General features: G+C 62.2%; 23 protein-coding genes, 1 other RNA gene and 1 pseudogene. 17 read left to right on the top strand and 8 right to left on the bottom strand.

Translation table 11 applies throughout. The annotated features are described in order from the left end of the window. Positions 1-22 precede the first annotated feature (22 nt). From J2Z31_RS18725 to tkt, 4 genes are all read right to left on the bottom strand, one after another. Positions 23-1,222 (bottom strand): phosphoglycerate kinase, encoded by a 1,200-nt coding sequence (locus J2Z31_RS18725; protein ID WP_209603302.1) that lies wholly within the window; start codon positions 1,220-1,222, stop codon positions 23-25. Next, on the bottom strand, positions 1,222-1,812 hold the full coding sequence (locus J2Z31_RS18720) for a putative glycolipid-binding domain-containing protein (RefSeq protein ID WP_209603300.1): 591 nt from the start codon (positions 1,810-1,812) through the stop codon (positions 1,222-1,224). The genes J2Z31_RS18725 and J2Z31_RS18720 overlap by 1 nt, the downstream gene beginning before the upstream one ends. Positions 1,813-1,817: 5 nt before the next feature. Continuing rightward, the gene (gene gap / locus J2Z31_RS18715; RefSeq protein WP_209603298.1) at positions 1,818-2,828 is read right to left on the bottom strand and encodes a type I glyceraldehyde-3-phosphate dehydrogenase; all 1,011 of its coding nucleotides are present in this window, start codon (positions 2,826-2,828) and stop codon (positions 1,818-1,820) included. Positions 2,829-2,899: 71 nt separating this feature from the next. Beyond that, positions 2,900-4,882: a transketolase gene (gene tkt, locus J2Z31_RS18710; protein ID WP_209603296.1), complete on the bottom strand. Its 1,983-nt coding sequence runs from the start codon at positions 4,880-4,882 to the stop codon at positions 2,900-2,902. Positions 4,883-5,287: 405 nt separating this feature from the next. On the opposite strand from tkt, the gene J2Z31_RS18705 reads away from it, so the two are divergent. From J2Z31_RS18705 to ssrS, 3 genes are all read left to right on the top strand, one after another. After that, a complete protein-coding gene (locus J2Z31_RS18705) occupies positions 5,288-5,557 on the top strand; it encodes a DUF4164 domain-containing protein (protein ID WP_209603294.1) in 270 nt (89 codons plus the stop codon). An 11-nt stretch (positions 5,558-5,568) separates the two neighbouring features. After that, entirely contained in the window at positions 5,569-5,943 is a 375-nt protein-coding gene (locus J2Z31_RS18700) for a cell division protein ZapA (RefSeq protein ID WP_209603292.1), read from the top strand. Positions 5,944-6,022: 79 nt separating this feature from the next. After that, a non-coding RNA gene (ssrS, locus tag J2Z31_RS18695) (6S RNA) lies at positions 6,023-6,181 on the top strand. Between the two features lie 314 nt (positions 6,182-6,495). Here the strand turns inward: ssrS and J2Z31_RS18690 are convergent. The 3 genes and pseudogenes from J2Z31_RS18690 to J2Z31_RS18680 all read right to left on the bottom strand — a co-directional run bounded on the left by J2Z31_RS18690 (position 6,496) and on the right by J2Z31_RS18680 (position 7,895). Beyond that, positions 6,496-7,399 (bottom strand): annotated as a pseudogene (locus tag J2Z31_RS18690) (LysR family transcriptional regulator). Positions 7,400-7,518: 119 nt separating this feature from the next. Next, a complete protein-coding gene (locus tag J2Z31_RS18685; protein ID WP_209603287.1) occupies positions 7,519-7,680 on the bottom strand; it encodes a hypothetical protein in 162 nt (53 codons plus the stop codon). Beyond that, complete coding sequence (locus J2Z31_RS18680) at positions 7,671-7,895, bottom strand: helix-turn-helix domain-containing protein (RefSeq protein WP_209603285.1); 225 nt, start codon at positions 7,893-7,895, stop codon at positions 7,671-7,673. The genes J2Z31_RS18685 and J2Z31_RS18680 overlap by 10 nt, the downstream gene beginning before the upstream one ends. 448 nt (positions 7,896-8,343) lie before the next feature. Between J2Z31_RS18680 and J2Z31_RS18675 the strand changes: the two genes are divergently transcribed. From J2Z31_RS18675 to J2Z31_RS18650, 6 genes are all read left to right on the top strand, one after another. Continuing rightward, positions 8,344-8,916, top strand: coding sequence for a 5-formyltetrahydrofolate cyclo-ligase (locus J2Z31_RS18675; protein WP_209603283.1), 573 nt, complete (start codon positions 8,344-8,346; stop codon positions 8,914-8,916). A 71-nt stretch (positions 8,917-8,987) separates the two neighbouring features. After that, complete coding sequence (locus J2Z31_RS18670; protein WP_209603281.1) at positions 8,988-9,812, top strand: TIGR00282 family metallophosphoesterase; 825 nt, start codon at positions 8,988-8,990, stop codon at positions 9,810-9,812. Positions 9,813-10,139: 327 nt separating this feature from the next. Beyond that, positions 10,140-11,297, top strand: a complete 1,158-nt coding sequence (locus J2Z31_RS18665) for an efflux RND transporter periplasmic adaptor subunit (RefSeq protein WP_209603279.1) — start codon at positions 10,140-10,142, stop codon at positions 11,295-11,297. Next, positions 11,294-14,470 carry an efflux RND transporter permease subunit gene (locus tag J2Z31_RS18660; protein WP_209603277.1) on the top strand — a complete coding sequence of 1,059 codons (3,177 nt, stop codon included), beginning with the start codon at positions 11,294-11,296 and terminating at the stop codon, positions 14,468-14,470. Before J2Z31_RS18665 ends, J2Z31_RS18660 begins: the two co-directional genes overlap by 4 nt. A gap of 114 nt (positions 14,471-14,584) precedes the next feature. Then, positions 14,585-15,418, top strand: coding sequence for an MBL fold metallo-hydrolase (locus tag J2Z31_RS18655; protein WP_209603746.1), 834 nt, complete (start codon positions 14,585-14,587; stop codon positions 15,416-15,418). Between the two features lie 117 nt (positions 15,419-15,535). After that, entirely contained in the window at positions 15,536-16,282 is a 747-nt protein-coding gene (locus J2Z31_RS18650) for a YebC/PmpR family DNA-binding transcriptional regulator (RefSeq protein ID WP_209603275.1), read from the top strand. 253 nt (positions 16,283-16,535) lie between these two features. On the opposite strand, the gene J2Z31_RS18645 is transcribed toward J2Z31_RS18650, so the two are convergent. After that, complete coding sequence (locus tag J2Z31_RS18645; RefSeq protein ID WP_209603273.1) at positions 16,536-17,234, bottom strand: GntR family transcriptional regulator; 699 nt, start codon at positions 17,232-17,234, stop codon at positions 16,536-16,538. A 210-nt stretch (positions 17,235-17,444) separates the two neighbouring features. On the opposite strand from J2Z31_RS18645, the gene dctP reads away from it, so the two are divergent. The 8 genes from dctP (at position 17,445) to J2Z31_RS18605 (ending at position 24,684) form a co-directional block, all read left to right on the top strand. Next, the gene (gene dctP / locus J2Z31_RS18640; RefSeq protein WP_209603271.1) at positions 17,445-18,455 is read left to right on the top strand and encodes a TRAP transporter substrate-binding protein DctP; all 1,011 of its coding nucleotides are present in this window, start codon (positions 17,445-17,447) and stop codon (positions 18,453-18,455) included. Between the two features lie 59 nt (positions 18,456-18,514). Beyond that, positions 18,515-19,021 carry a TRAP transporter small permease gene (locus J2Z31_RS18635; protein WP_209603269.1) on the top strand — a complete coding sequence of 169 codons (507 nt, stop codon included), beginning with the start codon at positions 18,515-18,517 and terminating at the stop codon, positions 19,019-19,021. Continuing rightward, on the top strand, positions 19,018-20,313 hold the full coding sequence (locus J2Z31_RS18630) for a TRAP transporter large permease (RefSeq protein ID WP_328243613.1): 1,296 nt from the start codon (positions 19,018-19,020) through the stop codon (positions 20,311-20,313). Before J2Z31_RS18635 ends, J2Z31_RS18630 begins: the two co-directional genes overlap by 4 nt. 17 nt (positions 20,314-20,330) lie before the next feature. Continuing rightward, the gene (locus J2Z31_RS18625; protein WP_209603267.1) at positions 20,331-21,275 is read left to right on the top strand and encodes a dihydrodipicolinate synthase family protein; all 945 of its coding nucleotides are present in this window, start codon (positions 20,331-20,333) and stop codon (positions 21,273-21,275) included. A 145-nt stretch (positions 21,276-21,420) separates the two neighbouring features. Further along, on the top strand, positions 21,421-21,933 hold the full coding sequence (gene ruvC / locus J2Z31_RS18620) for a crossover junction endodeoxyribonuclease RuvC (RefSeq protein WP_209603264.1): 513 nt from the start codon (positions 21,421-21,423) through the stop codon (positions 21,931-21,933). Between the two features lie 45 nt (positions 21,934-21,978). Then, positions 21,979-22,596, top strand: coding sequence for a Holliday junction branch migration protein RuvA (gene ruvA / locus J2Z31_RS18615; protein ID WP_209603263.1), 618 nt, complete (start codon positions 21,979-21,981; stop codon positions 22,594-22,596). A gap of 143 nt (positions 22,597-22,739) precedes the next feature. After that, the gene (ruvB, locus tag J2Z31_RS18610) at positions 22,740-23,780 is read left to right on the top strand and encodes a Holliday junction branch migration DNA helicase RuvB (RefSeq protein WP_209603261.1); all 1,041 of its coding nucleotides are present in this window, start codon (positions 22,740-22,742) and stop codon (positions 23,778-23,780) included. Position 23,781: 1 nt separating this feature from the next. Continuing rightward, on the top strand, positions 23,782-24,684 hold the full coding sequence (locus J2Z31_RS18605; RefSeq protein WP_209603259.1) for a metallophosphoesterase: 903 nt from the start codon (positions 23,782-23,784) through the stop codon (positions 24,682-24,684). The last annotated feature ends 30 nt before the right edge of the window (positions 24,685-24,714 follow it).

Below are 24,714 nucleotides of genomic sequence, written 5' to 3'. Positions count from 1 at the left end.
TGTCGGGCCGGGACGCAAGTCGTTATTTCTGCTGATGCAGGATATCGACGCCCGGCAGGGGCTTACCTTCCATCCACTCGAGGAAAGCGCCGCCGGCGGTCGAGACGTAGGTGAAGTCGTCGGCGACCTCGGCATGGTTGAGTGCAGCAACCGTATCGCCGCCGCCGGCGACCGACACGAGCGAACCCTGGCGAGTGCGGGTTGCCGCGTGCTTGGCCGCGGCAACCGTCGCCCGGTCGAAGGGCGCGATTTCGAACGCGCCAAGCGGGCCGTTCCAGACAAGCGTCTCAGCGCGCGAGATCCAGTCATTTACTGCGGCGACAGAGTTCGGGCCCACATCCAGTACCATCTGATCGGCGGGGATCGCCTTGATGTCGACGACTTCGCTGTCGGCACCGGCCTTGAACTCACGGGCGACGACACCGTCGTCCGGCAGGACGATGGTGCAGCCGGCGGCCGATGCCGCGCTCATGATCGACTTCGCAGTCTCGGCAAGATCGTGTTCGCAGAGCGACTTGCCGACGTCGATGCCTTGGGCAGCCAGGAAGGTATTGGCCATGCCGCCGCCGATGACGAGAGCGTCCACCTTCTCAACCAGGTTCTGCAGAAGATCGATCTTGGTCGAGACCTTGGCGCCGCCGACTATGGCGACGACGGGGCGCTTGGGATTACCGAGACCCTTCTCAAGCGCTTCGAGCTCGGCCTGCATGGTGCGTCCGGCATAGGCAGGAAGAAGATGCGCGAGACCCTCCGTCGATGCATGGGCGCGGTGGGCGGCAGAGAAGGCGTCGTTGACATAGATGTCGCCATTGGCGGCGAGAGCCTCGACGAAGGCCGGATCGTTCTTCTCCTCGCCCTTGTGGAAGCGGGTGTTTTCGAGCAGCAGCACATCGCCGTCATTCATGTCGGCGATCGCATTGGCTGCCTTCTCGCCGATGCAGTCGGCGGCGAAATAGACCCGCTGATCGAGAATTTCCTCGACCGCGGGCGCGATCGCCTTCAGCGACATTTCGGGCACCGGCTCGCCCTTCGGGCGGCCGAAATGGGCAAGCAGGATGACCTTCGCGCCCTGTTCGGAGAGCTCGCGGATCGTCGGCGCCACACGCTCGATGCGGGTGGTGTCGGTTACCTGACCGTCCTTGACCGGCACGTTCAGGTCGACGCGCACCAGCACGCGCTTGCCGGCGATGTCGTTGAGATCGTCGAGTGTCTTGAAAGTCATCAGATTGTCTCCGGTGAAAGTCTTCGGAAAAGATAAGGGTAGTCGATGACGAGCCCGTCCTCATCGACCGGAAGGTCGGCGGTGAAGCTGTCGTCATTTTCCTCGAAGCGGTAAAGTTTGCCGTCCTCGAGGCAGGTGTAGCGCTGAACGTCGACGGTAGGTTCGAAGCTATCGAACGGCACATAGAGCATTTTGAGCTTCACCGTGCCGGCATCGCGGACGAGCCCAAGCCGTCGGATCGGGAGTGTGTTGGTGAAGGGCGTGGCCGAGAGATCGATGTCGATGCAGCCATCGAACTGAGGGAGGGAGGTGCCTTCGGCCGTGCGCCAGTGGCCGCCGCCGTCGGAACGAAGATGCAGTCCTCGCCCGTCCGTCGTCTCGACGATAAAAGAGCTGACGCGCCAGCCGGCATCACAATCGATGCGGTAGCGGACTCCGTAGGCTGCGCCGTCACGCTCGCCTATGACGACGCTTTCGGCGCGGATCGCCGCGCCGACGAAGGCGTCCAAGGGTCTGATCGTCAGATGTTCGAGCCCCTCCCCCTCGATCGGGCGCCAGCGCACCGTCGTTGAGGAAAGGGCCCGAAACATCGGTCTTAGAGCAGCTTGCCGAGGGCGACCGCCGTATCGGACATGCGGTTGGAGAAGCCCCATTCGTTGTCGTACCAGGTCAGGATCGACACGAACTTGCCTTCCATCACCTTGGTCTGATCCATATGGAAGACCGAGGAATGCGGATCATGATTGAAGTCGATCGAGACGTTCGGGGCGAGCGTATAGCCGAGAATGCCCTTGAGCGGGCCTTCGGCGGCAGCCTTGATCGCGGCATTGACTTCTTCCTTGGTCGTCTCGCGTTTGGCGACGAACTTGAGGTCGACGACCGACACATTCGGGGTGGGCACACGCATGGCGAAGCCGTCGAGCTTGCCCTTGAGTTCCGGCAGAACCAGACCGACGGCCTTGGCGGCACCGGTCGAGGTCGGAATCATCGACAGCGCCGCGGCGCGGGCGCGGTAGAGATCCTTGTGCATCTGGTCGAGGGACGGCTGATCGTTCGTGTAGGAGTGGATCGTCGTCATCATGCCGTGGTCGATGCCGATGGCGTCGTTCAGCACCTTGGCGACCGGTGCAAGGCAGTTCGTCGTGCAGGATGCGTTGGAGATGACGAGGTGGTCCTTCGTCAGCTTGTCGTGGTTGACGCCGTAGACGACGGTGAGGTCGGCGCCGTCGGCCGGTGCCGAGACGATCACGCGCTTGGCGCCGGCTTCAAGATGGGCGGCGGCCTTGTCGCGTGCGGTGAAGATGCCGGTGCATTCCATCGCGATGTCGACGCCGAGTTCCTTGTGCGGCAGTTCGGCCGGATTGCGGACGGCCGTTACCTTGATCGGTTTGCCGTTGTTGATGACGATCGCGTCACCTTCGACCTTCACATCGGCCGGGAAGCGGCCATGAATGGAATCGAAGCGCAGGAGGTGGGCGTTGGTCTCGACCGGGCCGAGGTCGTTGATGGCGACGACTTCGATATCGGTGCGGCCGGATTCGACGATGGCGCGAAGCACGTTGCGGCCGATGCGGCCGAAACCATTGATGGCGACTTTCACTGTCATGTCGGGTCTCTCCCTGTCAGAATGGCATGTACGAATGGAGGACGCCCGCAAGAGCTCCCTCCGGCTTTAAATCAGGACAACTTGGCTTCGGCGGCCGCAACCACGGCTTCCGGCGTAATGCCGAAATGCTTGTACAGATCCTTATAGGGACCGGAGGCGCCGAAGCTCGACATACCGATGAAGGTGCCATCACTGCCGATCAGATGATCCCAGCCTTGGCGGACACCGGCTTCGACCGCGATCTTGACCGGCGAATTGCCGATGATCGCCTTTCGATAATCCTCGCCCTGCTCGTCGAAGAGCTCGAAGCAGGGAACGGAAACGACGCGCGTCGAAATGCCCTTTGCCGTAAGCGCCTGACATGCCTTGACGGCGATCTCGACTTCCGAGCCGGTGGCGAAGATCGTCACCTTGGCGTCGCTGGCGGTGATGAGGTCGTAGGCGCCGCGGGCGCAGAGGTTTTCGTCCTCGTATTCCGTACGCACCGCCATCAGGTTCTGGCGCGTGAGTGCGATCGCCGACGGATGCTTGCGGCTCTCGAGCGCAAGCTGCCAGCATTCGGCGGTTTCCGTCGCATCCGCGGGGCGGAACACTAGTAGATTGGGGATTGCGCGAAGCGCGGCGAGGTGCTCGACCGGCTGGTGGGTCGGGCCGTCTTCGCCAAGCCCGATCGAATCATGGGTCAGCACATGGATGACGCGGATACCCATCAGCGCTGCAAGCCGGATCGACGGGCGGCAATAGTCGGAGAAGATCAGGAAGCCGCCGGAATAGGGGATGAGGCCGCCATGCAGCGCCATACCGTTCATGGCAGCGGCCATACCGTGTTCGCGCACGCCGTAATGGATGTAGCGGCCGGCGAAGCTGTCCGGTGTGATCGAATGGGTCTGGCTCGTCTTCGTATTATTGGAGCCGGTGAGGTCGGCCGAACCGCCGATCGTCTCGGCGAGTATGCCATTGATGACTTCGAGCGCATCCTCGGAGGCCTTGCGGGTCGCCGGCGACGGTCTGGTTTCCGCAAGCTTCTGCTTGTAGGCGCTAATGGCGGAGGTGAGGCGGCCTTCGAGTTCGCCGGAGAAGCGGCGGATGAACTGTGCCTTCTTCTCGGTTTCGGAGCCATCCAGACGTTCTTCCCATTCCTTACGCGCCTTGGTCGAGCGAAGCCCAGCGAGCCGCCAGGCATCGAGCACGTCGGAAGGGACGGTGAAGGCCTCGGCTTCCCAGCCGAGCGCCTTGCGGGTCGCGGCGATTTCCTCGGCACCGAGTGGAGAGCCGTGCACTTTGTGCGTGCCGGCCTTGTTCGGTGCGCCGAAGCCGATGACGGTCTTGCAGGCGATCATCGTCGGCTTGTCGGACTTCTGCGCCTCTTCAATGGCCGCGGCGATCGCGTCCGGGTCATGGCCGTCGACGGCGATCGTGTGCCACTTGCAGGCGCGGAAGCGGGCGTGCTGGTCGGTGGAATCGGCGATCGAGATCGGTCCGTCGATCGAGATATTGTTATCGTCCCAGAAGACGATGAGCTTGTTGAGCTTCAGGTGGCCGGCGAGCGCAATCGCCTCCTGGCTGACGCCCTCCATCAGGCAGCCGTCGCCGGCGAGCACATAGGTATAGTGCTCCATCAGCTCGGCGCCGAATTCCTCGCGCAGCTTCCGCTCTGCAATCGCCATACCGACGGCGTTGGCGATGCCTTGGCCGAGCGGTCCCGTCGTCGTCTCGATACCGGCGGCATGGCCGTATTCCGGATGTCCGGCAGTCCGCGAGCCGAGCTGGCGAAAGTTCCTGATCTCGTCGATGGTAATATCTTCGTAACCGGTCAGATAGAGGAGCGAATAAAGCAGCATCGATCCATGGCCGGCCGACAGGACGAAGCGGTCGCGGTTCGGCCAGTTGGGCTGCTTCGGGTCGAAGCTCAGGTAGCGGGTGAAGAGAACCGTTGCTATGTCGGCGGCACCCATCGGGAGACCAGGGTGGCCGGAATTTGCCTTCTCGACGGCGTCCATGGAGAGGAAACGGATCGCATTCGCCATCCGATCGTGTTTTTCGCGAGAGATCATGACTGTTCCGTTTGGGTTCGGTGGTCAGGGACGGCCTCTATCCTCCAAAGACCGTATGAGAAGCGGCCGACACATAGCAGGTGCGCCGCGCGAGTCAACAAATACGGGCTTTTCAAGACGAAATGGCGGCGATCTATCGCGCCTGTTTTTCTAGGCCGAGATCCGACTGCGAGGGGTGCATTTGCCGGCCATATGGACGATCCACAGCTTGCGGCCAGCAAATGTCACGCCTGCCATTGTTGAGACTAAGGTATTGGGTTTAAAAAGGGCAATTCCGACAGCCAGGGAATACGGCGATTCGGAGGGAGGGCTGTCCGCGGACGCGAGAGCTCTGCCACTTTGTTGAGGGCAACGAAGAGGCCGTTTGGCGGCTTCCCATTCCGCTCGCGTGAGGTTTCGAAAGAGATGCCGGCAAAGACGGTCAAGGCAGCGATCGAGGAGTTGCAGAGCGCGGTTCAGTCCCTTGAGATCGCGCTCGACGGCCGCTTTGACAAGGAAAGGGACGTGGGCGAGTTCGAAGAGGAGGTCCGACGGGTCAATGAGGATCGGTCGCGGCTGGCGCAGGAGCTCGACCAGTCGCAATTCCGGGCGAACCGTCTGGAAGAGGTCAATCGCGAGGTTTCGCGTCGCCTGGTAACGGCAATGGAAACCATTCGGGCAGTGCTGGATCGCTGAGGTTCTCGAGCATGGCGCAGGTGACGGTAACGATCGACGGCAAGGCCTATCGAATGGCCTGCGAGGAGGGGCAGGAGGACCACCTCAGCGCCCTTGCCGTGAGGTTCGACCAATATGTCGGCCATCTCCGAGGACAATTCGGCGAGATCGGCGATCTCAGGCTTACCGTGATGGCGGGCATCATGGTAATGGACGAATTGAGCGAGGTGGAAAAGCGGCTGAAGAGCCTTGAGGCCGAGATCGACAACTTGAGACAAGGTCGCGAAGCAGTCCTTTCCGACCAGATGCGGAGCGAGGAGGTGGTCGCCTCGGCGCTTTGCGAGGTGACGGCGCAGATCCAAACGATCGTCGCCAGGCTCAACGGTCGTCCGACGCCGGCGAATTGATCCTGCCGAGAGCGTGATTTGAGCGGCATTCTTGCAATCGCGCTCTGGCGGAAATCGTAAGGACGTTCTATATCTGCTATGCGGTCTGCGCTTCCCGACAGGAACCACAATCCCCGGGGCCATACACGATCTCAAGGGAGCTGTCCCTGGCCGGACTCGTGGGTCCGGGCATACGGTGCCCACCTACCTAGTAGGCGCCCGGGATCGTAAACAATCCATCGGTCGTCGTGGATCGCACTTCTGTTTCTCGTTCCGGAATATCGACCCGCGGGGCGGCGTGTTCCTTCTGGGCAAAACTCCTTCCCACAAGGGGAGGGCTCATCTGCCGCACGCTCTTCGCCCCAACTCGCGCTTTTCGTTTAGACGTAATTAGTTGAAATCACTGGGACGCCGCGAGCGCCTGGCCCCTTTCCCTTACGGGGAGGGTGGGGTCTTGCAGATGTTCGCTACAGCGCCGCGCGCCGTTTCAGACGCGCAAAGGTCGCTGCAAACTCCTTGGAATCCGCGCGCTTCCCGGGCTCCCACTTTCGGGCCAAGCGCCAAGCGCCTTCGTCAATTCATCCCCGCCCTGAAAGCCCGGCGAATCGCCTCGGCCATCGCGTCGATCGTCTCGGACCGGGTTCCCGGCCTTGTCCGCAGCACGACGTTGGAAAGGTCGATGATGCCAAAACCGTCCTCCTCGGCGAGTTCCCGGCAATTGGGCGGAATGGCGCTGCGCGAGAGCGGCGCGACGGCGAGGCCGGACAGAACGGCGGCGATGAGGCCGCTGGTCGTCCGGCTCACAAAGGCGATGCGGCTCTCGATATCGCGTCTTTTCAGGCTTTTCATGGCGAGGTCGTCGCACCAACCGCCTTCGATATAGGTGTAGGTGGCGATCGGCAGGGGCTGGCGCATATGTGTGCCGTGCTGGTCGGAGGTCACCCAGACGGTTGGGTCGACCATGAGCACTTCGTTCCTGCTTCGTCCGCCCGGCTCGAAAACGACGGCAATGTCGATCTCTCCCGCCTCAAGGTCGGCCAGATTGGACATCGACGTGCCCTGCTGGACGGTGACCTCGACGCCCGGATGGATTGCGGCGAAGGCGCCTAAGGCCGTGGGAAGCGTGGAGTTGATGTATTCCTCCGAAATTCCGATCCTGACCGAGCCGCCCAAGGCGGGCTGTCGCATCGCCGTTGCCGTGTCGTCGAGGAGGGTGACGATATGACGGGCCTTGTCGACCAGGCGCAGCCCGTCTGTCGTTAGCACGACCCCGCGGGAATGCCGCTCGAACAGTGGCAGGCCGACCAAGTCCTCAAGCCGCTTAATCTGCATGCTGACTGCCGACTGCGTGCGCCGGACGATGTCGGCGGCGCGCGTGAGATTGCCGGCGTCGGCAACCGCCAGAAATGTCCTGAGCAGATCGCTGTCGAGGGGCAGAGACAAGTTTTCCGCCATTAGAAAAACTGATGATAGCCATGTTTGCAATTCGTTTGCCGCATGTCAACCGATGATGGAGAATCGCCAGGACGTATATGGAAAGGCGCTCGCATGCGTGTCCTGGTAGTTCCAGCACTCCATCCCGGCCGACAGTCCCGGTCACTCGAAGCTGCGCTTGCACATTGCCGGCTCTGGATTGCGATCCGAGCTCAGTGGGTCCTCGTCCTTCATCGCGGCGATCGGCGCCTGCTGGCGGATGCCGGAGCCACGGATATGCCCGATCGGCCGGGCGGCAATGGGCCGACGCTGCATCAGTCCCATTGGATGTTGTGAATCAGCTTGAGCCTGAGGGCGCGGCAGACCGCTTCGGCGAGATTGCCCGCCTTCAGCTTTCGTGTCGCCTCGGCGAGCGCCCCGTCGATCCGATCCAGCGGGATGTCCGTTTCCCGCATTATGTCGAGCCGAGCACGGCCGAGGGCTGCTAGCGCAAGGCAGCGCAGTTCGAGCGGCGTGAGTTGATCGAAGGCGTCCATCATGGGCCTTGTCCCCTGCGAGACTTCGGCGATCAGCCGATCATGTCTCTGGTCAATCGCGAATTTGATTCCACAGTCGACGCGGCGCGCGAAGCTGAATCACAGCAAATGGTGAATGCGCAGCTAAAGCACGTCGCGCTAAAAACTATTCGCGACGCATTCGCACGACGCACAGTACAGCGACCGTCCCGCCTCTGAACAGACGCGCGAAGCTCGCTGTAGCACTTTGTATTGCTGTATGTCCTTGTTCTTAGATCGAGATCGATTTTAAGGAGACATGCAGTGGATGGCCTGGTTCATATGGGTCGTTGTCTCAGAACCTGCGGCACACTCACGCGGAGGTGGAGGATTGTCGCGAAATATTGCAAAAGCGACGGTGACATGGTTCCGGCGGATGGGCGCCTTGGGTTACGTCTTCCGCGAAACTGCTTTGCCGGGAAAGGTTTGATCGATGTCGCCGAAGGATTTGAAGGCCGCACTGAGGAAAGAGCGTCTCGCGTTGCGAGACGCAATGTCGGCTGAGGTGCGCATCGAGTCGAGCCTCGCCATGGCCGACCATGCCGGCGACATTATCGCACTCGATCCCGGCCACGTCGTCTCGGGTTTCTGGCCGATCCGCTCGGAGCCCGACATCCGGCCGCTGATGGTGCGGCTAAGGGATCGCGGCGCGAGGCTCTGCCTGCCGGTCATCCTGGACAAGAAGACGATCTTATTTCGCGAGCTCCTCGACGGCGTGGCGGTGGTCGAAACCGGCTTCGGCACGACCGGACCCGGACCGGATGCGCCGGAAGTCGATCCGGACATCATGCTGGTGCCACTTTCCGCCTTCGATGCGACCGGCCATCGAATCGGCTACGGCGCCGGCTACTACGACCGGGCGATCGACCGTCTGCGCCGCAAAGGCCATATGCCACGGCTGATCGGGATTGCATTCGACTGCCAGGAAGTGGCATCAGTGCCCGCTGAAGCGCATGACGTGGCACTCGACGCCGTGCTAACGGAAAGCGGGTTTCGGCATTTTTGAGTGGGAATGAAAAGCAGTTAGCGATCCCCGCATCCCGCTCCAACATATGAGATCAAGGCAGGATTGACGGCATGCGACTTCTGTTTCTGGGAGATATGGTTGGCAGGTCGGGCCGCATGGCGGTCTGGGAGCGCCTCCCTGGACTGATCGGCGACCTGAAACTGGATTTCGTCATCGTGAACGGCGAAAATGCCGCGGGCGGTTTCGGCATAACCGAGGAAATCTTCCTGGAGACAATCAATGCCGGCGCCGATGTGGTGACCACCGGCAATCATGTTTGGGACCAAAAGGAGGCCGTGGTCTTCTGCGAGCGGCACGATCAGTTCCTGCGCCCAGCCAACTATCCAGCCGGCACTCCGGGGCGCGGATCCAACCTCTACTTCGCCCGCAACGGCGCCCGCGTGCTCGTCGCCAATGTGATGGGCCGCGTCTTCATGCATCCCGAGCTCGACGACCCCTTCACCTGCGCCGAGGCGATCCTGGAAGCTTGCCCGCTTGGCGAGCATGCCGATGCTGTTGTCTTCGACTTTCATGCCGAAGCGACGAGCGAGAAGCAATGCTTCGGGCATTTCGTCGACGGTCGAGCCAGCCTCGTCGTCGGCACGCACACCCATGTGCCGACCGCCGACCACCAGATCCTGAACGGCGGCACCGGCTATATCAGCGATGCCGGCATGTGCGGCGATTATGATTCCTCGCTCGGCATGGATAAGGAAGAACCGCTCAACCGTTTCATCTCGAAGATGCCGAAGGGCCGTTTCGAGGCGGCCTCGGGTCCAGCTACCATCTGCGGCGTCGGAGTGGAGATCTCCGACCGCACGGGGCTCGTCGAGAAGATCGCACCGCTCAGGCTGGGGCCGCGGCTTGGCGAAACCGTCCCCGAATTCTGGTCTTAACGCAGCCGTTTTCATGACCTGCGCCTCTTCAGCAGGTCCGGCGCCACCCGGGCGGCTTTTCAAAATGGCTTTTTTCAAGTGACAGCCGTTGCAAATGGTGGCAGGTTAGCACCCAAAATCAGAGCCGCGTCGAGCGGCCGCTACTCGCAAGTTTCCATGTCGATCTGAAAGCCAGAGCCGCATGCGGGTTCACGGACCGCGTGTGCACTTCCTCAGCCGCTCTGGTGCTGCCCCGCTGGCGCACGTCTCGGGGTCAAAAAATCGCCACGGCAGCAGATTGAACCCGCTGCCGGACGATCCTGATGGTCAAGTGCCTGGAGAGCGTGCATGTTGCGAAAGTGGCGTCTGCCGGCGATCGTCGGCATTTTCATCTCCCTTTTCATCTCGGTTCCCGGAGCATCGCAAGAGTCGCAGTTGCCGACGGTCACGGTCGCCAAGCCCGTGGTGCGCGACGTCATCGACGCCGATGAATTCATCGGCCGTTTCGAGGCGGTCGACGAGGTTTCCGTCCGCGCGCGTGTCGGCGGCTACCTCGATCAGGTTTTCTTTACCGACGGTGCGATGGTGAAGAAGGGCGACAAGCTCTTCATGATCGACCAGCGCCCGTTCACCATGGCGCTTTCACAGGCGGAAGCGACGCTCGCCTCGGCGCAGTCGACACTCGATTTCGCCGAAGCGCAGTTCAAGCGTACGGAGTCGCTCGCGGGCACAGGCACGCTCTCCGCATCCAAGCTCGATGACGATCGCCGAGCGCTCCTGGCAGCGCAGGCGAACGTCCGCGGAGCGCAAGCCGCGGTGGAGCGTGCCGGGCTCGATCTGGAATATACGACAATCACCGCGCCGATCAGCGGCCGCGTCGATCGGCGGCTGCTTTCGCCGGGCAATCTCGTCCAGGCGGATGAGACGGTGCTGACGACGATCGTTTCGCTGGATCCGATCGACTTCTATTTCGATGTCGACGAGCGCCGCGTGCTCGCCTACGCGAGCACGGCGCGCGAGCGGGGAAGCGCATTGCAGGAAGGTGCCGGATCGCTTTCCGTGCTCGTGACGATAGCCGATGCAAACGAGGCGCCCTTTGAGGGCAAACTCGATTTTTCGGAGAACCGTGTCGACGAGCAGACGGGCACGATGCGCTTGCGCGCTCGCTTCCCTAACCCCAACCTTATTCTTCAGCCGGGGCTGTTCGGCCGCGTAGAGGTCGAGGGTTCCGATACATACCGGGCAATCCTCATTCCGGATGAATCGATCGCTGCCGACCAGAATGAGCGCGTCGTCTATGTGATCGGCGAGGACGGCAACGTCACCGCTAAGCCGGTGCGGCTCGGTCCGCGGCTACACGGCTACCGCGTCATCCGCAGCGGCATGACGGGAGACGAGACGATCGTCGTCAACGGGCTCATGCGCGTGCGTCCCGGAGTCAAGGTTAAGCCGGAGCTCGTCGTGCTGCCGCAGGAGGCCGCGCAGGCGGCGGAGGCACGCCGATGAGATTTGCGCATTTCTTCGTCGACCGGCCGATCTTCGCCTCCGTGCTGTCGCTGGTTTTTTTGATCGTCGGCGGCATTGCCTACTTCCAGCTTCCGGTCGCGCAATATCCGGAAATCGCGCCGCCGACGATCGTCGTCAGGGCCTCCTATCCGGGGGCGGATGCCGAGACTGTCGCCAATACCGTTGCGACGCCGCTCGAGCAACAGATCAACGGCGTCGAGAACATGCTCTACATGTCCTCCTATTCGACCGCCGACGGCTCGATGTCGCTGACGATCACCTTCAAACTCGGCACGGATCTCGATCAGGCGCAGGTGCTGGTGCAGAATCGCGTCGCAATTGCCGAGCCCAGACTGCCCGAAGAGGTGAGGCGCATCGGCGTCACCACGGCCAAGAGCTCGCCGGACCTGATGATGGTGGTTCATCTCCTGTCGCCGAACGACCGTTACGATCAGCTCTATGTCTCCAATTACGCGCGCACGCGCATCCGCGACCTCCTCGTCCGGCTGGACGGGGTTGGCGACGTCATTCTTTTCGGCGAGCGCGAATATGCGCTGCGCGTCTGGCTCGATCCGCAGAAGCTTTCCGCCTATGCCATGACCGCAGGCGACGTCGTCGCAGCTTTGCGCGAGCAGAACGTCCAGGTCTCGGGCGGGGCGATCGGCGGCCCGCCAATGTCGGGCGACGCTGCCTTCCAATACACGGTGACGACCGACGGGCGCTTCAGCGACGCCCGGCAGTTCCGCTACGTGATCGTCAAGGCAACGGAAGACGGCAGGCTCGTGCAATTGCAGGATGTCGCCCGCGTCGAGCTCGGCGCGCGCGAATACGTCACCAACAGCTATCTGAACGGCAGTCCAGCCGTCGCGCTCGGCATTTTCTCGCGGCCCGGCACCAACGCGCTGGCTGCAGCCGAGGCGATAGAGGCGACGATGGCCGATCTTGCGCGGGATTTCCCGGAGGGTCTCGAGTACCGGATCATCTACAACCCGACGGAATTCATCTCCGAATCGATCGACGAGGTCTACAAGACGATTGGCGAGGCGGTCATCCTCGTCGCGCTGGTGGTTATCGTCTTCCTTCAGTCCTGGCGTACGGCGATCATTCCGATCGTCGCCATTCCCGTGTCGCTGATCGGCACCTTCGCACTGCTCTACGCCCTCGGCTTTTCTCTGAACATGCTGACGCTGTTCGGTCTGGTACTGGCGATCGGCATCGTCGTCGACGACGCAATCGTCGTGGTCGAGAATGTCGAACGCAATCTTGCGCGTGGGCTGTCGCCGCGAGAGGCGGCGCATGTGACAATGGACGAGGTGGGCGCGGCGGTCATCGCGATCTCGCTGGTGTTGACGGCCGTCTTCGTGCCGACCGCTTTCATCCCGGGCATTGCCGGCCAGTTCTATTTGCAGTTCGCCGTGACCATCGCGGTCGCGACCGTGATCTCAGCGTTCAACTCGCTGACATTGTCACCGGCGCTTGCGGCCATTCTCCTGCGCCCGCACGAGGATCACCCGCATGAGCGGCGCAATCCGCTCACGCGGTTCGGTCGCGGACTCGCCAACGGCTTCAATGCCGGCTTCGACCGCATGGCCGACGGCTATGCCTGGGTGGTGCGCCGCTTGGTCGGGACAGGGCTCGCGATTGCCGCTTCCCTCGTCGTCTTCGTCGGCCTGCTTGGCGCTACATGGTACATGGCGCAAGCGGTTCCGAGCGGCTTCATTCCGACCATGGATCAGGGCTATGCGATCGTCGTCATCCAACTCCCCGAGGGGGCTTCGCTCGAGCGCACCGATGCCGTCGTCCAGCGCGCATCGACGATGATCCGCGAGGTTCCGGGTGTGCGGGATGCGGTCGCCTTTGCCGGATTCAACGGCGCGACCTTCACCAATGCTTCCAATTCCGGCGTGATCTTCACTCCATTCGACAGTTTCGAGGAGCGGCTCGAACACGGGCAGAGCGCGGACCAGATCATCGGCCAGATCTTCGGCGCGATGCAGAGTATCCAGGAGGCATTCATCATCGCAGTGCCGCCGCCCTCCGTGCGGGGTATCGGCAACTCGGGCGGGTTCAAGATGCAGATCATGGACCGCCAGAGCGCCGACATGCGGCGTGCGCTGGCGCTTGCCCATCAGATGATGGGCGCCGCCAACCAGACAGAGGGTCTCGTGGGTGTCTTCACGACGTTCTCGGCCTCGAGCCCGCAGTTCTTCCTGGCGATCGATCGAGACAAGGCGCGGGCGCTGAACGTGCCGATCCCAAATATCTTCGAAACGCTGTCGATCAATCTCGGCGCCTCCTACGTCAACGACTTCAATGCGTTCGGTCGTGTCTACCAGGTTCGTGCGCAGGCCGACCAGCAGTATCGGATGGAGCGCGAAGACATTCTGGCCCTGAAGGTGCGCTCTGCCTCCGGTGCGCTGGTGCCGCTCGGGACGCTCGTCGAAATCCGTGATACGAGCGGGCCTGCCCTCGTCCAGCGGTACAACATGTATGTCTCGGTACCCCTACAGGGCAATCCGGCACCCGGTGTGTCGACCGGCACCGCACTCGACAAGATGGAGGCGCTCGCCGCCCAGATGCTGCCGCAGGGCACCACCTTCGAGTGGACCGAACTTGCTTTTCAGGAGCGCCAGACCGGCAACACCGCAGTGTTCATCTTTGCTCTCTCGGTGATCTTCGTCTTCCTGGCGCTCGCGGCGCAATACGAGAGCTGGGTCCTGCCGCTTGCCATCATCCTGATCGTGCCGCTTGCCGTCCTCGCCGCGCTTATCGGCGTGTCGCTGCGCGGAATGGACAACAATGTGCTGACCCAGATCGGCCTCATCGTGCTGATCGGCCTTGCGGCGAAGAATGCAATTCTGATCGTCGAATTCGCACGCCAGGGCGAGGAGGAGGGCAAGACACCGATCGAGGCGGCGATCGAGGCAAGCCGGCTTCGCCTGCGGCCGATCCTGATGACGGCTTTCGCCTTCATCCTCGGCGTGGTGCCACTGGTGATAGCCACCGGACCGGGTGCCGAAATGCGCCAGTCGCTCGGCACGGCGGTCTTTGCCGGCATGCTTGGGGTCACCTTCCTTGGCCTGTTCCTGACGCCGGTCTTCTATGTGGCGCTGCGTTCGATGCGCAGGAAGCGCGTGCCGGCGGCGGAGGTAGCGGCTGCGCCGGGGGAATGATCCGGAGGCCCGCCCAATGACGCGATTGTGAGCGGCCGGCTGCCGCTCCGCGCTGGACGGCGTAGCAACCTTGAACGATCCTGCCTTCCGCTGGAAACGTGGGGGTCAAGGATGCTGCCGCTCAGATGCCTTGCCTATGCTCTCGCCGCCGTCTGGTTCGTTCATGCATTTTGGCCGCAAGCGGCTCATGCACAACAGTCGCCCGCGGCCGTCAGCCAATGCCAGGCGATCGCGCAAGCCGCGCCTTCGGCGACGTTCGTGAGCTTCTCCGCGCCGCCGGTCACGCCGGCCGCGGTGAGCGCGGGGGAGGTAAGCATCACCCTTCTCGGCCATTCGACCTTTCTGATCGAAACGCCCGGCGGCGTCTCGATCGCCACGGACTATAACGGCTGGTTCCGCACGGCGACGCCGCCGACCGTCGTGACGATGAACAAGGCCCATTCGAGCCACTATACCCTGGCACCGGACCCGGCGATCCGCCACGTGCTGCACGGCTGGGGTGAGAATGGCGAACCGGCCGACCACGACCTCGTCGTCGGCGACACCTATATCCGCAATGTGGTGACGGATATTCGCTCCGGCTTCGGAGGCATGGAGCCGAACGGCAATTCGATTTTCATCTTCGAGGTCGCGGGGCTTTGCATCGGCCATCTCGGGCATCTGCATTACGAGCTCGACGACAGCCATTATCGCGCGATCGGCCGGCTCGATGTGCTGATGGTGCCGGTCGACGGCGGCTTGACCATGGGGTCGGAAAGCATGAGCCGCGTGGTTTCCAGATTGCGCTCGGCATTGATCCTGCCGATGCATCGGCGACCGCTGATCAACGACTTTCTGGCGATGTTCGGCGACGATTACGACAAGAGCTTTGCTGCTGGTCCGACGATCAAGGTCTCGCTCAGATCCTTGCCGCCGAAGCCGCTGATCTATGTCTTGCAAGATGTTTGACGTCGGTCGGCACCGGTCTCGCATCACGGAAAAGGCAGAGCCCCCTGCTGGACGGAACGCTACGAGGAAACTATAAGGCGCCCCATCCCAACGAAATCATTGGATGCAGAGGGCGCCATGGCTGGCCATTCACAGTTCAAGAACATCATGCACCGCAAGGGCCGTCAGGATGCGGTGCGCTCCAAAATGTTTTCCAAGCTCGCGCGGGAAATCACCGTCGCCGCGAAGACCGGCCTGCCCGACCCTGGCATGAACCCGCGACTGCGACTGGCGATCCAGAACGCCAAGGCGCAATCGATGCCGAAGGACAATATCGAGCGCGCGATCAAGAAGGCTTCCGGCGGTGACGCGGAGAACTACGAGGAAGTCCGCTACGAGGGCTATGGCCCGGGTGGCGTCGCCGTCATCGTCGAAGCACTGACCGATAACCGCAACCGCACCGCCTCCAATGTCCGGTCGATCTTCACCAAGGCGGGCGGCGCCCTCGGTGAAACCGGCTCGGTTTCGTTCTCCTTCGACCGCGTGGGCGAAATCACCTACAAGCTCGCGGCCGGCGACGCCGACAAGGTGATGGAAGCCACGATCGAAGCGGGCGCCGACGACGTCGAGACTGACGAGGAAGGCCACACGATCATCTGCGGCTTCGAGGATATCGGCGAGGTTTCGAAGGCGCTCGAAGGCGTGCTCGGCGAAGCCGAAACGGTTAAGGCGATCTGGAAGCCGCAGAACACCGTGCCGGTCGATGAGGAAAAGGCGCAATCGCTGATGAAGCTCATCGACAATCTCGAGGACGATGACGACGTCCAGAACGTCTATTCGAACTTCGAAGTCTCCGACGAAATCCTGGAAAAGCTCTCGGCCTGACGGCTGAATACTTGGATTTCCAAGAACAGTCGGCCCGCATTGTCCTAGCAGTGCGGGTCTTTTGTTTCACCGGCAGCCATCGTCGTCTTGGGTTTGAGGCAGCCGCCACAATCCAACCCTGCGGGCCGGTTGAAAATGGCGACTATCTGCGTCGGATGACTTGCCCGGTGAACCACATCGAGCCGCGCCATTCTCCTACCCTGTCGCCATTTTGAACCGGACCGCAGGGCACAAGGAGTGTGAGAAATGCGGACTAGAGATTGCTGCCCAAGGCAAGCGTCAGCGAGTTGTCGATATGCTCCTTGAGGGCGGCGATCGCATCTGCCTCCCTGCCGTCCCTCAGGGCCTCGAGGAAGGCCAGATGTTCCCCGATCACGCGCAAGGCGTTGGACGGGGTCACGCGGATGCGTGACTGGACGACCATGCGTATCTTGATCGCCGTGACCCGGTAGACGTTGTCGATCAGGGCATTTCCCATCGCGCCGACCAGCCATGCATGCATCTTCCAGTCGAGCCTCTGGAATCTGTTTGCCAGGTCGGGATCGGCCTCACGCGCAAGTCTCTCATGGGTTTCCCGGTGCTCGGCAATCCACGCGTCAATCTCAGCGGAGGTCAGGAACTTGAGTGCATAGGATACCGCGCTGGTCTCGATCATGGACCGCATTTGGTAGGCATCGCGCACGAAGGCGACGTCGAGGCTCGGCACCATCAATCCGCGTTTAGGGAGTGTTTGGAGCAGCCCTTCCGCTTCCAACCGCGGTATGGCTTCGCGCACTGCTGCCAGCGTGGCGCCGGTTTTTTCAACCAATTCCCGCTGCGATACCACTTGGCCCGGCTTCAGCTCGCCTTCGTTCAGCAGATCTTCGATCCGGTCATAAGCGGCTTGACGCAGCGGCGGATTGCTTGAGAGCCGCGTCAAGGTCCGTCTGTTCAGCTCGTTCGCATGTGCCATTGCATCGCCGTCCTGGTTCAAAAACCGCGTTGACATACTACTAACATGTTAGACACTTGTCATCCGTGGATTAATGTTTATCCTATGACGCATTCCGGCCGCAGGAGGAGAGGCGACCGGACCCGATCATAAGCGGAATGCCAGAGAAACTGCCCTGCGGGCACAGCCGGCCGCGGTCAAGGGACCCGGCGTTTTGAATGGGAGGAAAACATGACAACGAACTTCACGCGCCGTTCCGTGCTCGCCATGTCGGCGGTTGCAAGCGCCTTGCCGCTGATCTCGCGCACGGCTTTTGCCGCGGACAAACCGGTATTCAGGCTCTCCACCCCAGCTTCCGACACCGACCAGCGTTCCGTCGCCCTGATGGAGAAGTTCGCCCCCGGCATTGCCGATTTCGCGACCTTCGAGCCGCACTGGAATGCAACACTCTTCAAACAGGGCACCGAGCTCGAGGCGATTGCCCGCGGCAACTTGGAAATGGCCATCACCTCCGCACAGGAACTCGCGGTGTTCCTGCCGGAGTTTTCGATCTTCTCGGCGGGCTATGTCCACAAGGATGCGGCCCATCAGGTAAAGGTCTTCAGCGACCCGTTCATGGAGCCCCTAAAGCAGAAGGTCGAGGACGAACTCGGCGTCAAGCTGCTGGCCGTCATGTATCTCGGCCGCCGCCAGCTTAACCTGCGCGCGTCGAAGGAAGAGCGCACCGTGATGACGCCCGCAGACCTCAAGGGCGTGACGCTGCGCATGCCCGGCACCGATGCCTGGCAGTTTCTCGGCAAGGCGCTCGGCGCCAATCCGGTACCGATGGCCTTCACGGAAATCTATACCGGCCTGCAGACCGGAGCGATCGACGGCCAGGACAATCCGCTTCCGACCGTGGTCGACGCCAAGTTCTACGAGGTCACCAAACAGATCTGCCTCACTTCGCATCTCGTCGACCTCAATTATCTGGCCATCTCCAAGAAGGCCTTCGATGCCCTGACGTCGGACCAGCAGGCGGCGCTGCAGAAGGCTGGCGACGATGCCGCCGAATTCGGCCGCCAGAACCAGCTCAAGAAGGAGGACGAACTCGTCGCATTCCTGAAAGAGAAGGGGCTGGACATCTACGAACCGGATCTCCCGGCCTTCCGCGACCACGTGCAGAAAATGTTCCTGGAAAGCGAATTCGCCGCCGCATGGCCTGCCGGCATGCTGGACAAGATCAACGCACTCGCGAGCTGACGCACCAAGCCGCATCCGGGTCTTTCTCCCCGGATGCGGAACTTGTCCTGGAGATCCCGATGACCAGCATGTTCAACTGGCTGCGAAAAGGGGCCGAAGCCATCGGCGCGCTGATGATGCTGGCCCTTTTTGCCACCTTCCTGCTGCAGATATTCTCGCGCTACGTCATGGACCAGCCTTTCGGCTGGACGCTGGAGCTCTGCCTGATCCTGTGGGTGTGGATCGTGTTCTTCGGCTGCGCCTTCTTCGTGCGCAACGAGGACCACATAACCTTCGATCTCCTCTACCGTTCGACTTCGCCTGGTCCCCGCCGTATCATGGCCGCAATCTCGGCTCTGGCGATCGTCGCGGGCCTCTCGTGGTCCCTTGTGCCCACCTGGGACTGGATCGATTTCCTCCGCATCAAGAGGAGCCCAACGCTGCGCGTGCCCATGCGCGACGTCTATTTCATCTACGCAGTGTTTCTCGTCGCTGTGATCGCCGCCTATGCCTGGAGACTTGTCCGGATATTAAAAAACGAGGCCGTCGACGAGGATGCACCTGAATATGATGAGGCCCGGCTGTGAGCGTCGCCCTTTCCCTTTGCCTCCTGGCCATCATGGTTCTTGCTGCCATCGGCACGCCGGTTGCCTACTCCATTCTGGTCGGCTCCATCGTTTATCTTGCGGTGAAAGGGCAGGATCTCGCCATTGCCGGCGAGCAGATGGCCTCCGGCCTCTATGACAGTTTCGTCCTGCTCGCGGTACCGCTCTTCATTGTTGCTGCCAACATCATGAATGCAGGAACCATCTCCGAGAGGCTCCTGAAATTCTGCGTGGCGACTGTCGGGCGGTTCCGCGGCGGCCTCGGCCATGTGAACGTCGTCTCGTCGATCATCTTCTCCGGCATGTCGGGTTCGGCGGTCGCCGATGCGGCGGGTGTCGGGCGCATCGTCACCGAGATGATGAGGAAAAGCGGCCACTATTCGCGCGGCTATGCGGCGGCGCTGACGGCGGCATCCGCCACGATCGGCCCGATCATTCCGCCGTCGATCCCGATGGTGCTTTATGCGCTCGTTTCCAACACGTCCGTTGGATACCTCTTCCTCGGCGGGCTTACTCCCGGGCTGTTGATGGGCGTGGTGCTGATGGGCATGAACATCCTCTACGCTCACCGGCGCGGCATTTCTGCCGACGAGGCGGTGCCTCTCAGCGAAGTTCCGCGCCTCACCCTCCAGGCCTTTCCAGTCCTGCTGATGCCAGCAATCCTGCTCTACGGCATCTATGGCGGCATCGCCACGCCGACGGAAGCAGCAGCAATAGCCGCGGCCTATGCGCTACTGCTCGCAACCGTGTTCTATCGGTCGCTGACGCTCAAGGCCTTCTACCAGGTTCTCGTTGACAGTGCCCGCCCCTCAGCCGCCGTGGGTCTCGTGATCGGCGGCGCACTGGTGCTGAACTATATCGTGGCTTCGGAGAACATCGGCACGATGATCGCTCAGGCGCTCACCGGCATCAACGTTTCGCCGCTGGCCTTCATGTTCGGCATCAATCTGCTGCTCCTCGTTCTCGGCTGCGTGCTCGATGCCTCGACAATTATTTTGGTCATCATTCCGCTGTTCATTCCCACCTGCCGTGAACTCGGCATCGACCTCGTCTATTTCGGTGTCGTGGCGGTGGTGAACACCATGATCGGCCTGATCACGCCTCCTTACGGAATCCTGCTCTTCGTCATCAATGCGACGACGCGCATTCCACTCGCCGAGATCATTCAGGAAATCTGGGCCTTTATCGCCGCACTTATCTTCGCGTTGATCCTGATGATCCTTTTCCCCGACATTATTCTCTGGCTGCCGAACATCTTCGGCTATGCCGGGTGAAATCCCTGGAGCCTCAAGTGTTCAACCGCGTCGCCGGCATAATCCCCGTCATGATCACCCCCTTCGGGCCAGACGGCAAAATCGATTGGGATGGCTATGAGGCCCTTATCGAATGGTACATCGCCAATGGTTCGGAGGCGCTCTTCGCTGTCTGCCAGTCCTCCGAGATGCGGTTTCTGTCGCTCGAAGAAAGGGTCGATCTGTCGCGCTTCGCGGTCGAAAAGGTCGCCGGCCGCATACCGGTCGTCTCGTCCGGGCATGTTGCGGACGGTCTCGGCGAGCAGATTGCGGAACTGACGGCCATTGCCGAGACGGGGGCGGATGCGGTGATCCTCGTCACCAACCGACTCGCGGCGGAGACGGGCGGCGCGGCGGACGTTCGCGCCTCCTTTGATGCGCTGCTCGCCTCCCTGCCGAAGGAGGTACCGCTCGGACTTTATGAGTGCCCGGCACCCTATCGTCGTCTGCTCAGCGATGATGAGATCGAGTTCTGCGCTCAGTCGGGCCGCTTCATCCTGCTCAAGGATGTTTCCTGCAATCTCGAAACCGTCAGGCGGAGGGCAAAGATCACGGAAGGCTCGCCGTTCCTCATCTGCAATGCCAATGCCGCGATAGCCTATGCGGCCATGCAGGCAACCGGCGCCGGTTTCTGCGGGGTGATGAACAACTTCCACCCCGACCTTTACCGCTGGCTGCAGGACCATGGACCGGAATACCCGGAACTCGCCGAGGAACTTTCGGTCTTCCTGGTGCTTTCGGCGCAGACGGAGCCGATGGGCTATCCGAAGCTCGCCAAGCTCTATCATCGGCGGCTCGGCACGTTTTCGGGCATATCGAGCCGTGCAGTGCCCCACGACATCCATGAGAAATTCTGGGCACTCGAAGCGGTCATCGACCGGATCGTGCAAGGGACGGAACTGTTCCGCGCGAGGATCAAAGCGCTAAGCGGCGCTGATGTTTAACCGGACCTTGGCATGGCAATGCCAAGCTCAGTCAAGCCAAAGGTAGCCCGATCGCCTTCCGCGGGCGAAGCGCCTCTGCTGTGTAATGTTTTTGTTTTGTTCACTTTTCCCTGGCAGCCTCCTTTCGACCGACATAGGGTGAGGCATGCAAACGACGATTCGCATCATCGGTATCGACCCGGGCTTGAGGCGCACCGGCTGGGGCATAATCGAGACGCTCGGCAATTCGCTGCGCTTCGTCGCCTCAGGCACAGTGACCTCAGATGGCGAGATGGACCTTGCCTCGCGCCTCTGCCAGTTGCATGACGGGCTTGCCGACGTGGTGCACAGCTTCCAACCGCACGAAGCAGCGGTCGAACAGACCTTCGTCAACAAGGATGCGACTGCAACCTTGAAGCTCGGCCAGGCACGCGGCATCGCCATGCTGGTTCCGGCCCGGGCCGGATTGCGGGTCGCCGAATATGCGCCCAACGCCGTCAAGAAGGCGGTGATCGGCGTCGGCCATGGCGAAAAGCAGCAGATCCACATGATGTTGAAGGTGCTGATGCCGAAAGCCGAGTTCAAAGGCAACGACGCCGCCGACGCGCTCGCCATCGCCATCTGCCACGCGCATAACCGCCAGGCGATCACGAGCCGCCTACCGGCGCTTGCGGGGTAGGGCGGACGTGGCGCCCTCAAGTGCGTATGGAGAAACGAGAGCAAGATGATCGGTAAACTCAAGGGCACGATCGATGAAGTCGGCGAGGATTACGTGGTCCTCGACGTGCATGGCGTCGGCTATGTCGCGCATTGCTCGGCGCGCACGCTCGCAAAGCTAGGCTCGGCCGGCGAAGCGGCCGTGCTCTTCATCGAGACCTATGTGCGCGAGGATCAGTTGAGGCTCTTCGGCTTTTTGACGGCGCTGGAGCGCGAATGGTTCCGCCTGTTGCAGACCGTGCAAGGGGTGGGATCGAAGGTGGCGCTGGCGCTGCTTTCGACGCTGACGCCGGCCGAACTCGCCAACGCCATCGCACTTCAAGACAAGACCTCGGTTGCGCGCGCTCCCGGCGTCGGCCCGAAGGTGGCGGTGCGGATCGTGACCGAGCTTAAGAACAGGGCGCCGGCCTTTGCCGGCGAGATGTCGAGTTCCATCGGCCTCAAGCAGGAGCTCGGCGAGGGAGCCGCGGCCGCGCCGGTCGCCGATGCGGTGTCGGCCTTGACCAATCTCGGCTATTCGCGCGATCAGGCGGCAAATGCCGTTGCGGCGGCCCTGAAGAATGGCGGTGAGGGTGGCGACAGCGCCAGGTTGATCCGGCTGGGATTGAAGGAGCTGGCGCGATGAGCCTTTCTGCGGCCGCATTCGCGTCGGAATGAGGACCTGCCGGCACGATCAGACTGGATCGGCGGCCGCGCTCGCACTATGGTTGAGAGCTGTACGGTGCCATCGGATGGCCGTGCGACCCAGCCCGCAAACGGAAATTTGAAATGAATGAAGCCGCACGCCTGATAGCGCCGGAAAAGCGCGGTGAAGACATCGATGCGACCCTGCGCCCGCAGTCGCTCGACGAGTTCACCGGCCAGGCGGAAGCTCGTGCCAATCTCAAGATTTTCATAGAGGCGGCGCGCAATCGCGGCGAGGCGCTCGACCACGTTCTTTTCGTCGGTCCGCCTGGGCTCGGAAAAACGACGCTGGCGCAGATCATGGCGAAGGAACTCGGCGTCAATTTCCGCTCGACCTCCGGGCCGGTGATCGCCAAGGCCGGCGACTTGGCGGCGCTTCTTACGAATCTTGAAGAGCGTGACGTGCTCTTCATCGACGAGATACATCGCCTGAATCCGGCGGTCGAGGAGATCCTCTATCCGGCGATGGAGGATTTCCAGCTCGATCTCATCATCGGCGAGGGACCGGCGGCGCGATCGGTCAAGATCGATCTTTCCAAGTTCACACTGGTCGCGGCAACGACCCGCCTCGGCCTCTTGACGACGCCACTGCGCGACCGTTTCGGAATCCCGGTGCGGCTCAATTTCTATACGGTCGACGAGTTGGAACTGATCGTGCGCCGAGGGGCGCGGCTGATGGGCCTCGGGATGACCGACGAGGGCGCGCGCGAAATCGCCCGCCGGGCTCGCGGCACGCCGCGCATCGCCGGGCGCCTGCTGCGGCGGGTGCGCGATTTCGCCGAAGTCGCCCGGATGGAAGCGGTGACGCGCGAGCTTGCCGACGAGGCGCTGACGCGCTTGCTTGTCGACAATATGGGGCTCGACCAGCTCGACCGCCGTTACCTGACGATGATCGCCCAGAATTTCGGTGGCGGGCCCGTCGGCATCGATACGATCGCAGCCGGGCTCTCCGAGCCGCGTGACGCAATCGAGGATATCATCGAGCCCTATCTGATCCAGCAGGGTTTCATCCAGCGCACCCCGCGCGGCCGCGTGCTGACAGCCAATGCCTGGAAGCATCTCGGCCTCAATCCGCCGAAGGATGTCGAGGCGACGCAGTTCCGGCTCACGCTCGAGGACGACTGAGATGATCACCCGCCGCGATTTCATGAAATTGGCCGGCGGCGGTTTTGCAAGCGTTGCCGCGCTCGGCGGCTACGCCTTTGCCGTCGAGCCGCTCGCGCGCCTCTCGATCGTGCGCTATCGTCTCACCCCGCCCGGCTGGACGCCTGGGCTCAAGCTCCGGCTCGTCGCGTTAGCCGATCTACATGCCTGCGAGCCCTGGATGTCGGCCGAGCGCATCGTCTCCATCTGCAAGCGTGCGAACAGCCTCGGCGGAGACATCACCGTGCTTCTCGGGGACTATGCCTCGAGCATGAATTTCGTCACGCGCTACGTCCACTCGAGCGAATGGTCGCGGGCCTTGTCGACGCTTAGCGCACCGCTGGGCGTGCACGCGGTCATGGGTAATCACGACTGGTGGGAGGACAGGACCGCCCAGATGAACGGCGGCGGCGAGACTTTCGCTCACCGGGCGCTCGCCGGCGTCGGTATCGAGGTCCACAGCAATCGCGCTGTTCGTCTGGAGAAGGACGGTTTCGGCTTTTGGCTCGCGGGGCTCGAAGACCAGCTTGCGCTTCGCCCTGGCAAGATCTGGAGTCGGCGGCGCATGACCGGGCTCGACGATCTCGACGGGACGCTCGCGCAGGTGAGCGACGATGCGCCGGTCATCCTGCTTGCCCACGAGCCCGACATTTTCCCGCGAGTGCCGTCGCGGGTCTCCCTCACACTCTCCGGCCACACCCATGGCGGCCAAGTGCGCTTCGCCGGCCTTTCTCCGGTCGTGCCTTCCCGCTTCGGCGATCGTTATGCCTATGGCCATATCATCGAGGAGGATTGCCACCTGATCGTCTCCGGCGGTCTCGGCTGCTCGGTCGCGCCGATCCGCTTCGGCGTGCCGCCAGAGATCGTTGTTGTCGATCTTGGGTAGCGGTGGCTGCATTACCGGCACTGTCACCCT

The sequence above is a fragment of the Sinorhizobium kostiense genome (genome assembly GCF_017874595.1).
In the GTDB taxonomy this organism is placed as follows: Bacteria; Pseudomonadota; Alphaproteobacteria; order Rhizobiales; family Rhizobiaceae; genus Sinorhizobium; species Sinorhizobium kostiense.
Note: the sequence above shows the minus strand (reverse complement) of the source record. Positions and strands in the feature narration are given on the sequence as shown.

What these genes read in the sequence shown, in the direction of transcription:
- J2Z31_RS18725 (WP_209603302.1), bottom strand. Translation starts at nt 1,222, where the DNA reads ATGACTTTCAAGACACTCGACGATCTCAACGACATCGCCGGCAAGCGC.
- J2Z31_RS18720 (WP_209603300.1), bottom strand. Translation starts at nt 1,812, where the DNA reads ATGTTTCGGGCCCTTTCCTCAACGACGGTGCGCTGGCGCCCGATCGAG.
- gap (WP_209603298.1), bottom strand. Translation starts at nt 2,828, where the DNA reads ATGACAGTGAAAGTCGCCATCAATGGTTTCGGCCGCATCGGCCGCAAC.
- tkt (WP_209603296.1), bottom strand. Translation starts at nt 4,882, where the DNA reads ATGATCTCTCGCGAAAAACACGATCGGATGGCGAATGCGATCCGTTTC.
- J2Z31_RS18705 (WP_209603294.1), top strand. Translation starts at nt 5,288, where the DNA reads ATGCCGGCAAAGACGGTCAAGGCAGCGATCGAGGAGTTGCAGAGCGCG.
- J2Z31_RS18700 (WP_209603292.1), top strand. Translation starts at nt 5,569, where the DNA reads ATGGCGCAGGTGACGGTAACGATCGACGGCAAGGCCTATCGAATGGCC.
- J2Z31_RS18685 (WP_209603287.1), bottom strand. Translation starts at nt 7,680, where the DNA reads ATGGGACTGATGCAGCGTCGGCCCATTGCCGCCCGGCCGATCGGGCAT.
- J2Z31_RS18680 (WP_209603285.1), bottom strand. Translation starts at nt 7,895, where the DNA reads ATGATGGACGCCTTCGATCAACTCACGCCGCTCGAACTGCGCTGCCTT.
- J2Z31_RS18675 (WP_209603283.1), top strand. Translation starts at nt 8,344, where the DNA reads ATGTCGCCGAAGGATTTGAAGGCCGCACTGAGGAAAGAGCGTCTCGCG.
- J2Z31_RS18670 (WP_209603281.1), top strand. Translation starts at nt 8,988, where the DNA reads ATGCGACTTCTGTTTCTGGGAGATATGGTTGGCAGGTCGGGCCGCATG.
- J2Z31_RS18665 (WP_209603279.1), top strand. Translation starts at nt 10,140, where the DNA reads ATGTTGCGAAAGTGGCGTCTGCCGGCGATCGTCGGCATTTTCATCTCC.
- J2Z31_RS18660 (WP_209603277.1), top strand. Translation starts at nt 11,294, where the DNA reads ATGAGATTTGCGCATTTCTTCGTCGACCGGCCGATCTTCGCCTCCGTG.
- J2Z31_RS18650 (WP_209603275.1), top strand. Translation starts at nt 15,536, where the DNA reads ATGGCTGGCCATTCACAGTTCAAGAACATCATGCACCGCAAGGGCCGT.
- J2Z31_RS18645 (WP_209603273.1), bottom strand. Translation starts at nt 17,234, where the DNA reads ATGGCACATGCGAACGAGCTGAACAGACGGACCTTGACGCGGCTCTCA.
- dctP (WP_209603271.1), top strand. Translation starts at nt 17,445, where the DNA reads ATGACAACGAACTTCACGCGCCGTTCCGTGCTCGCCATGTCGGCGGTT.
- J2Z31_RS18635 (WP_209603269.1), top strand. Translation starts at nt 18,515, where the DNA reads ATGACCAGCATGTTCAACTGGCTGCGAAAAGGGGCCGAAGCCATCGGC.
- ruvC (WP_209603264.1), top strand. Translation starts at nt 21,421, where the DNA reads ATGCAAACGACGATTCGCATCATCGGTATCGACCCGGGCTTGAGGCGC.
- ruvA (WP_209603263.1), top strand. Translation starts at nt 21,979, where the DNA reads ATGATCGGTAAACTCAAGGGCACGATCGATGAAGTCGGCGAGGATTAC.
- ruvB (WP_209603261.1), top strand. Translation starts at nt 22,740, where the DNA reads ATGAATGAAGCCGCACGCCTGATAGCGCCGGAAAAGCGCGGTGAAGAC.
- J2Z31_RS18605 (WP_209603259.1), top strand. Translation starts at nt 23,782, where the DNA reads ATGATCACCCGCCGCGATTTCATGAAATTGGCCGGCGGCGGTTTTGCA.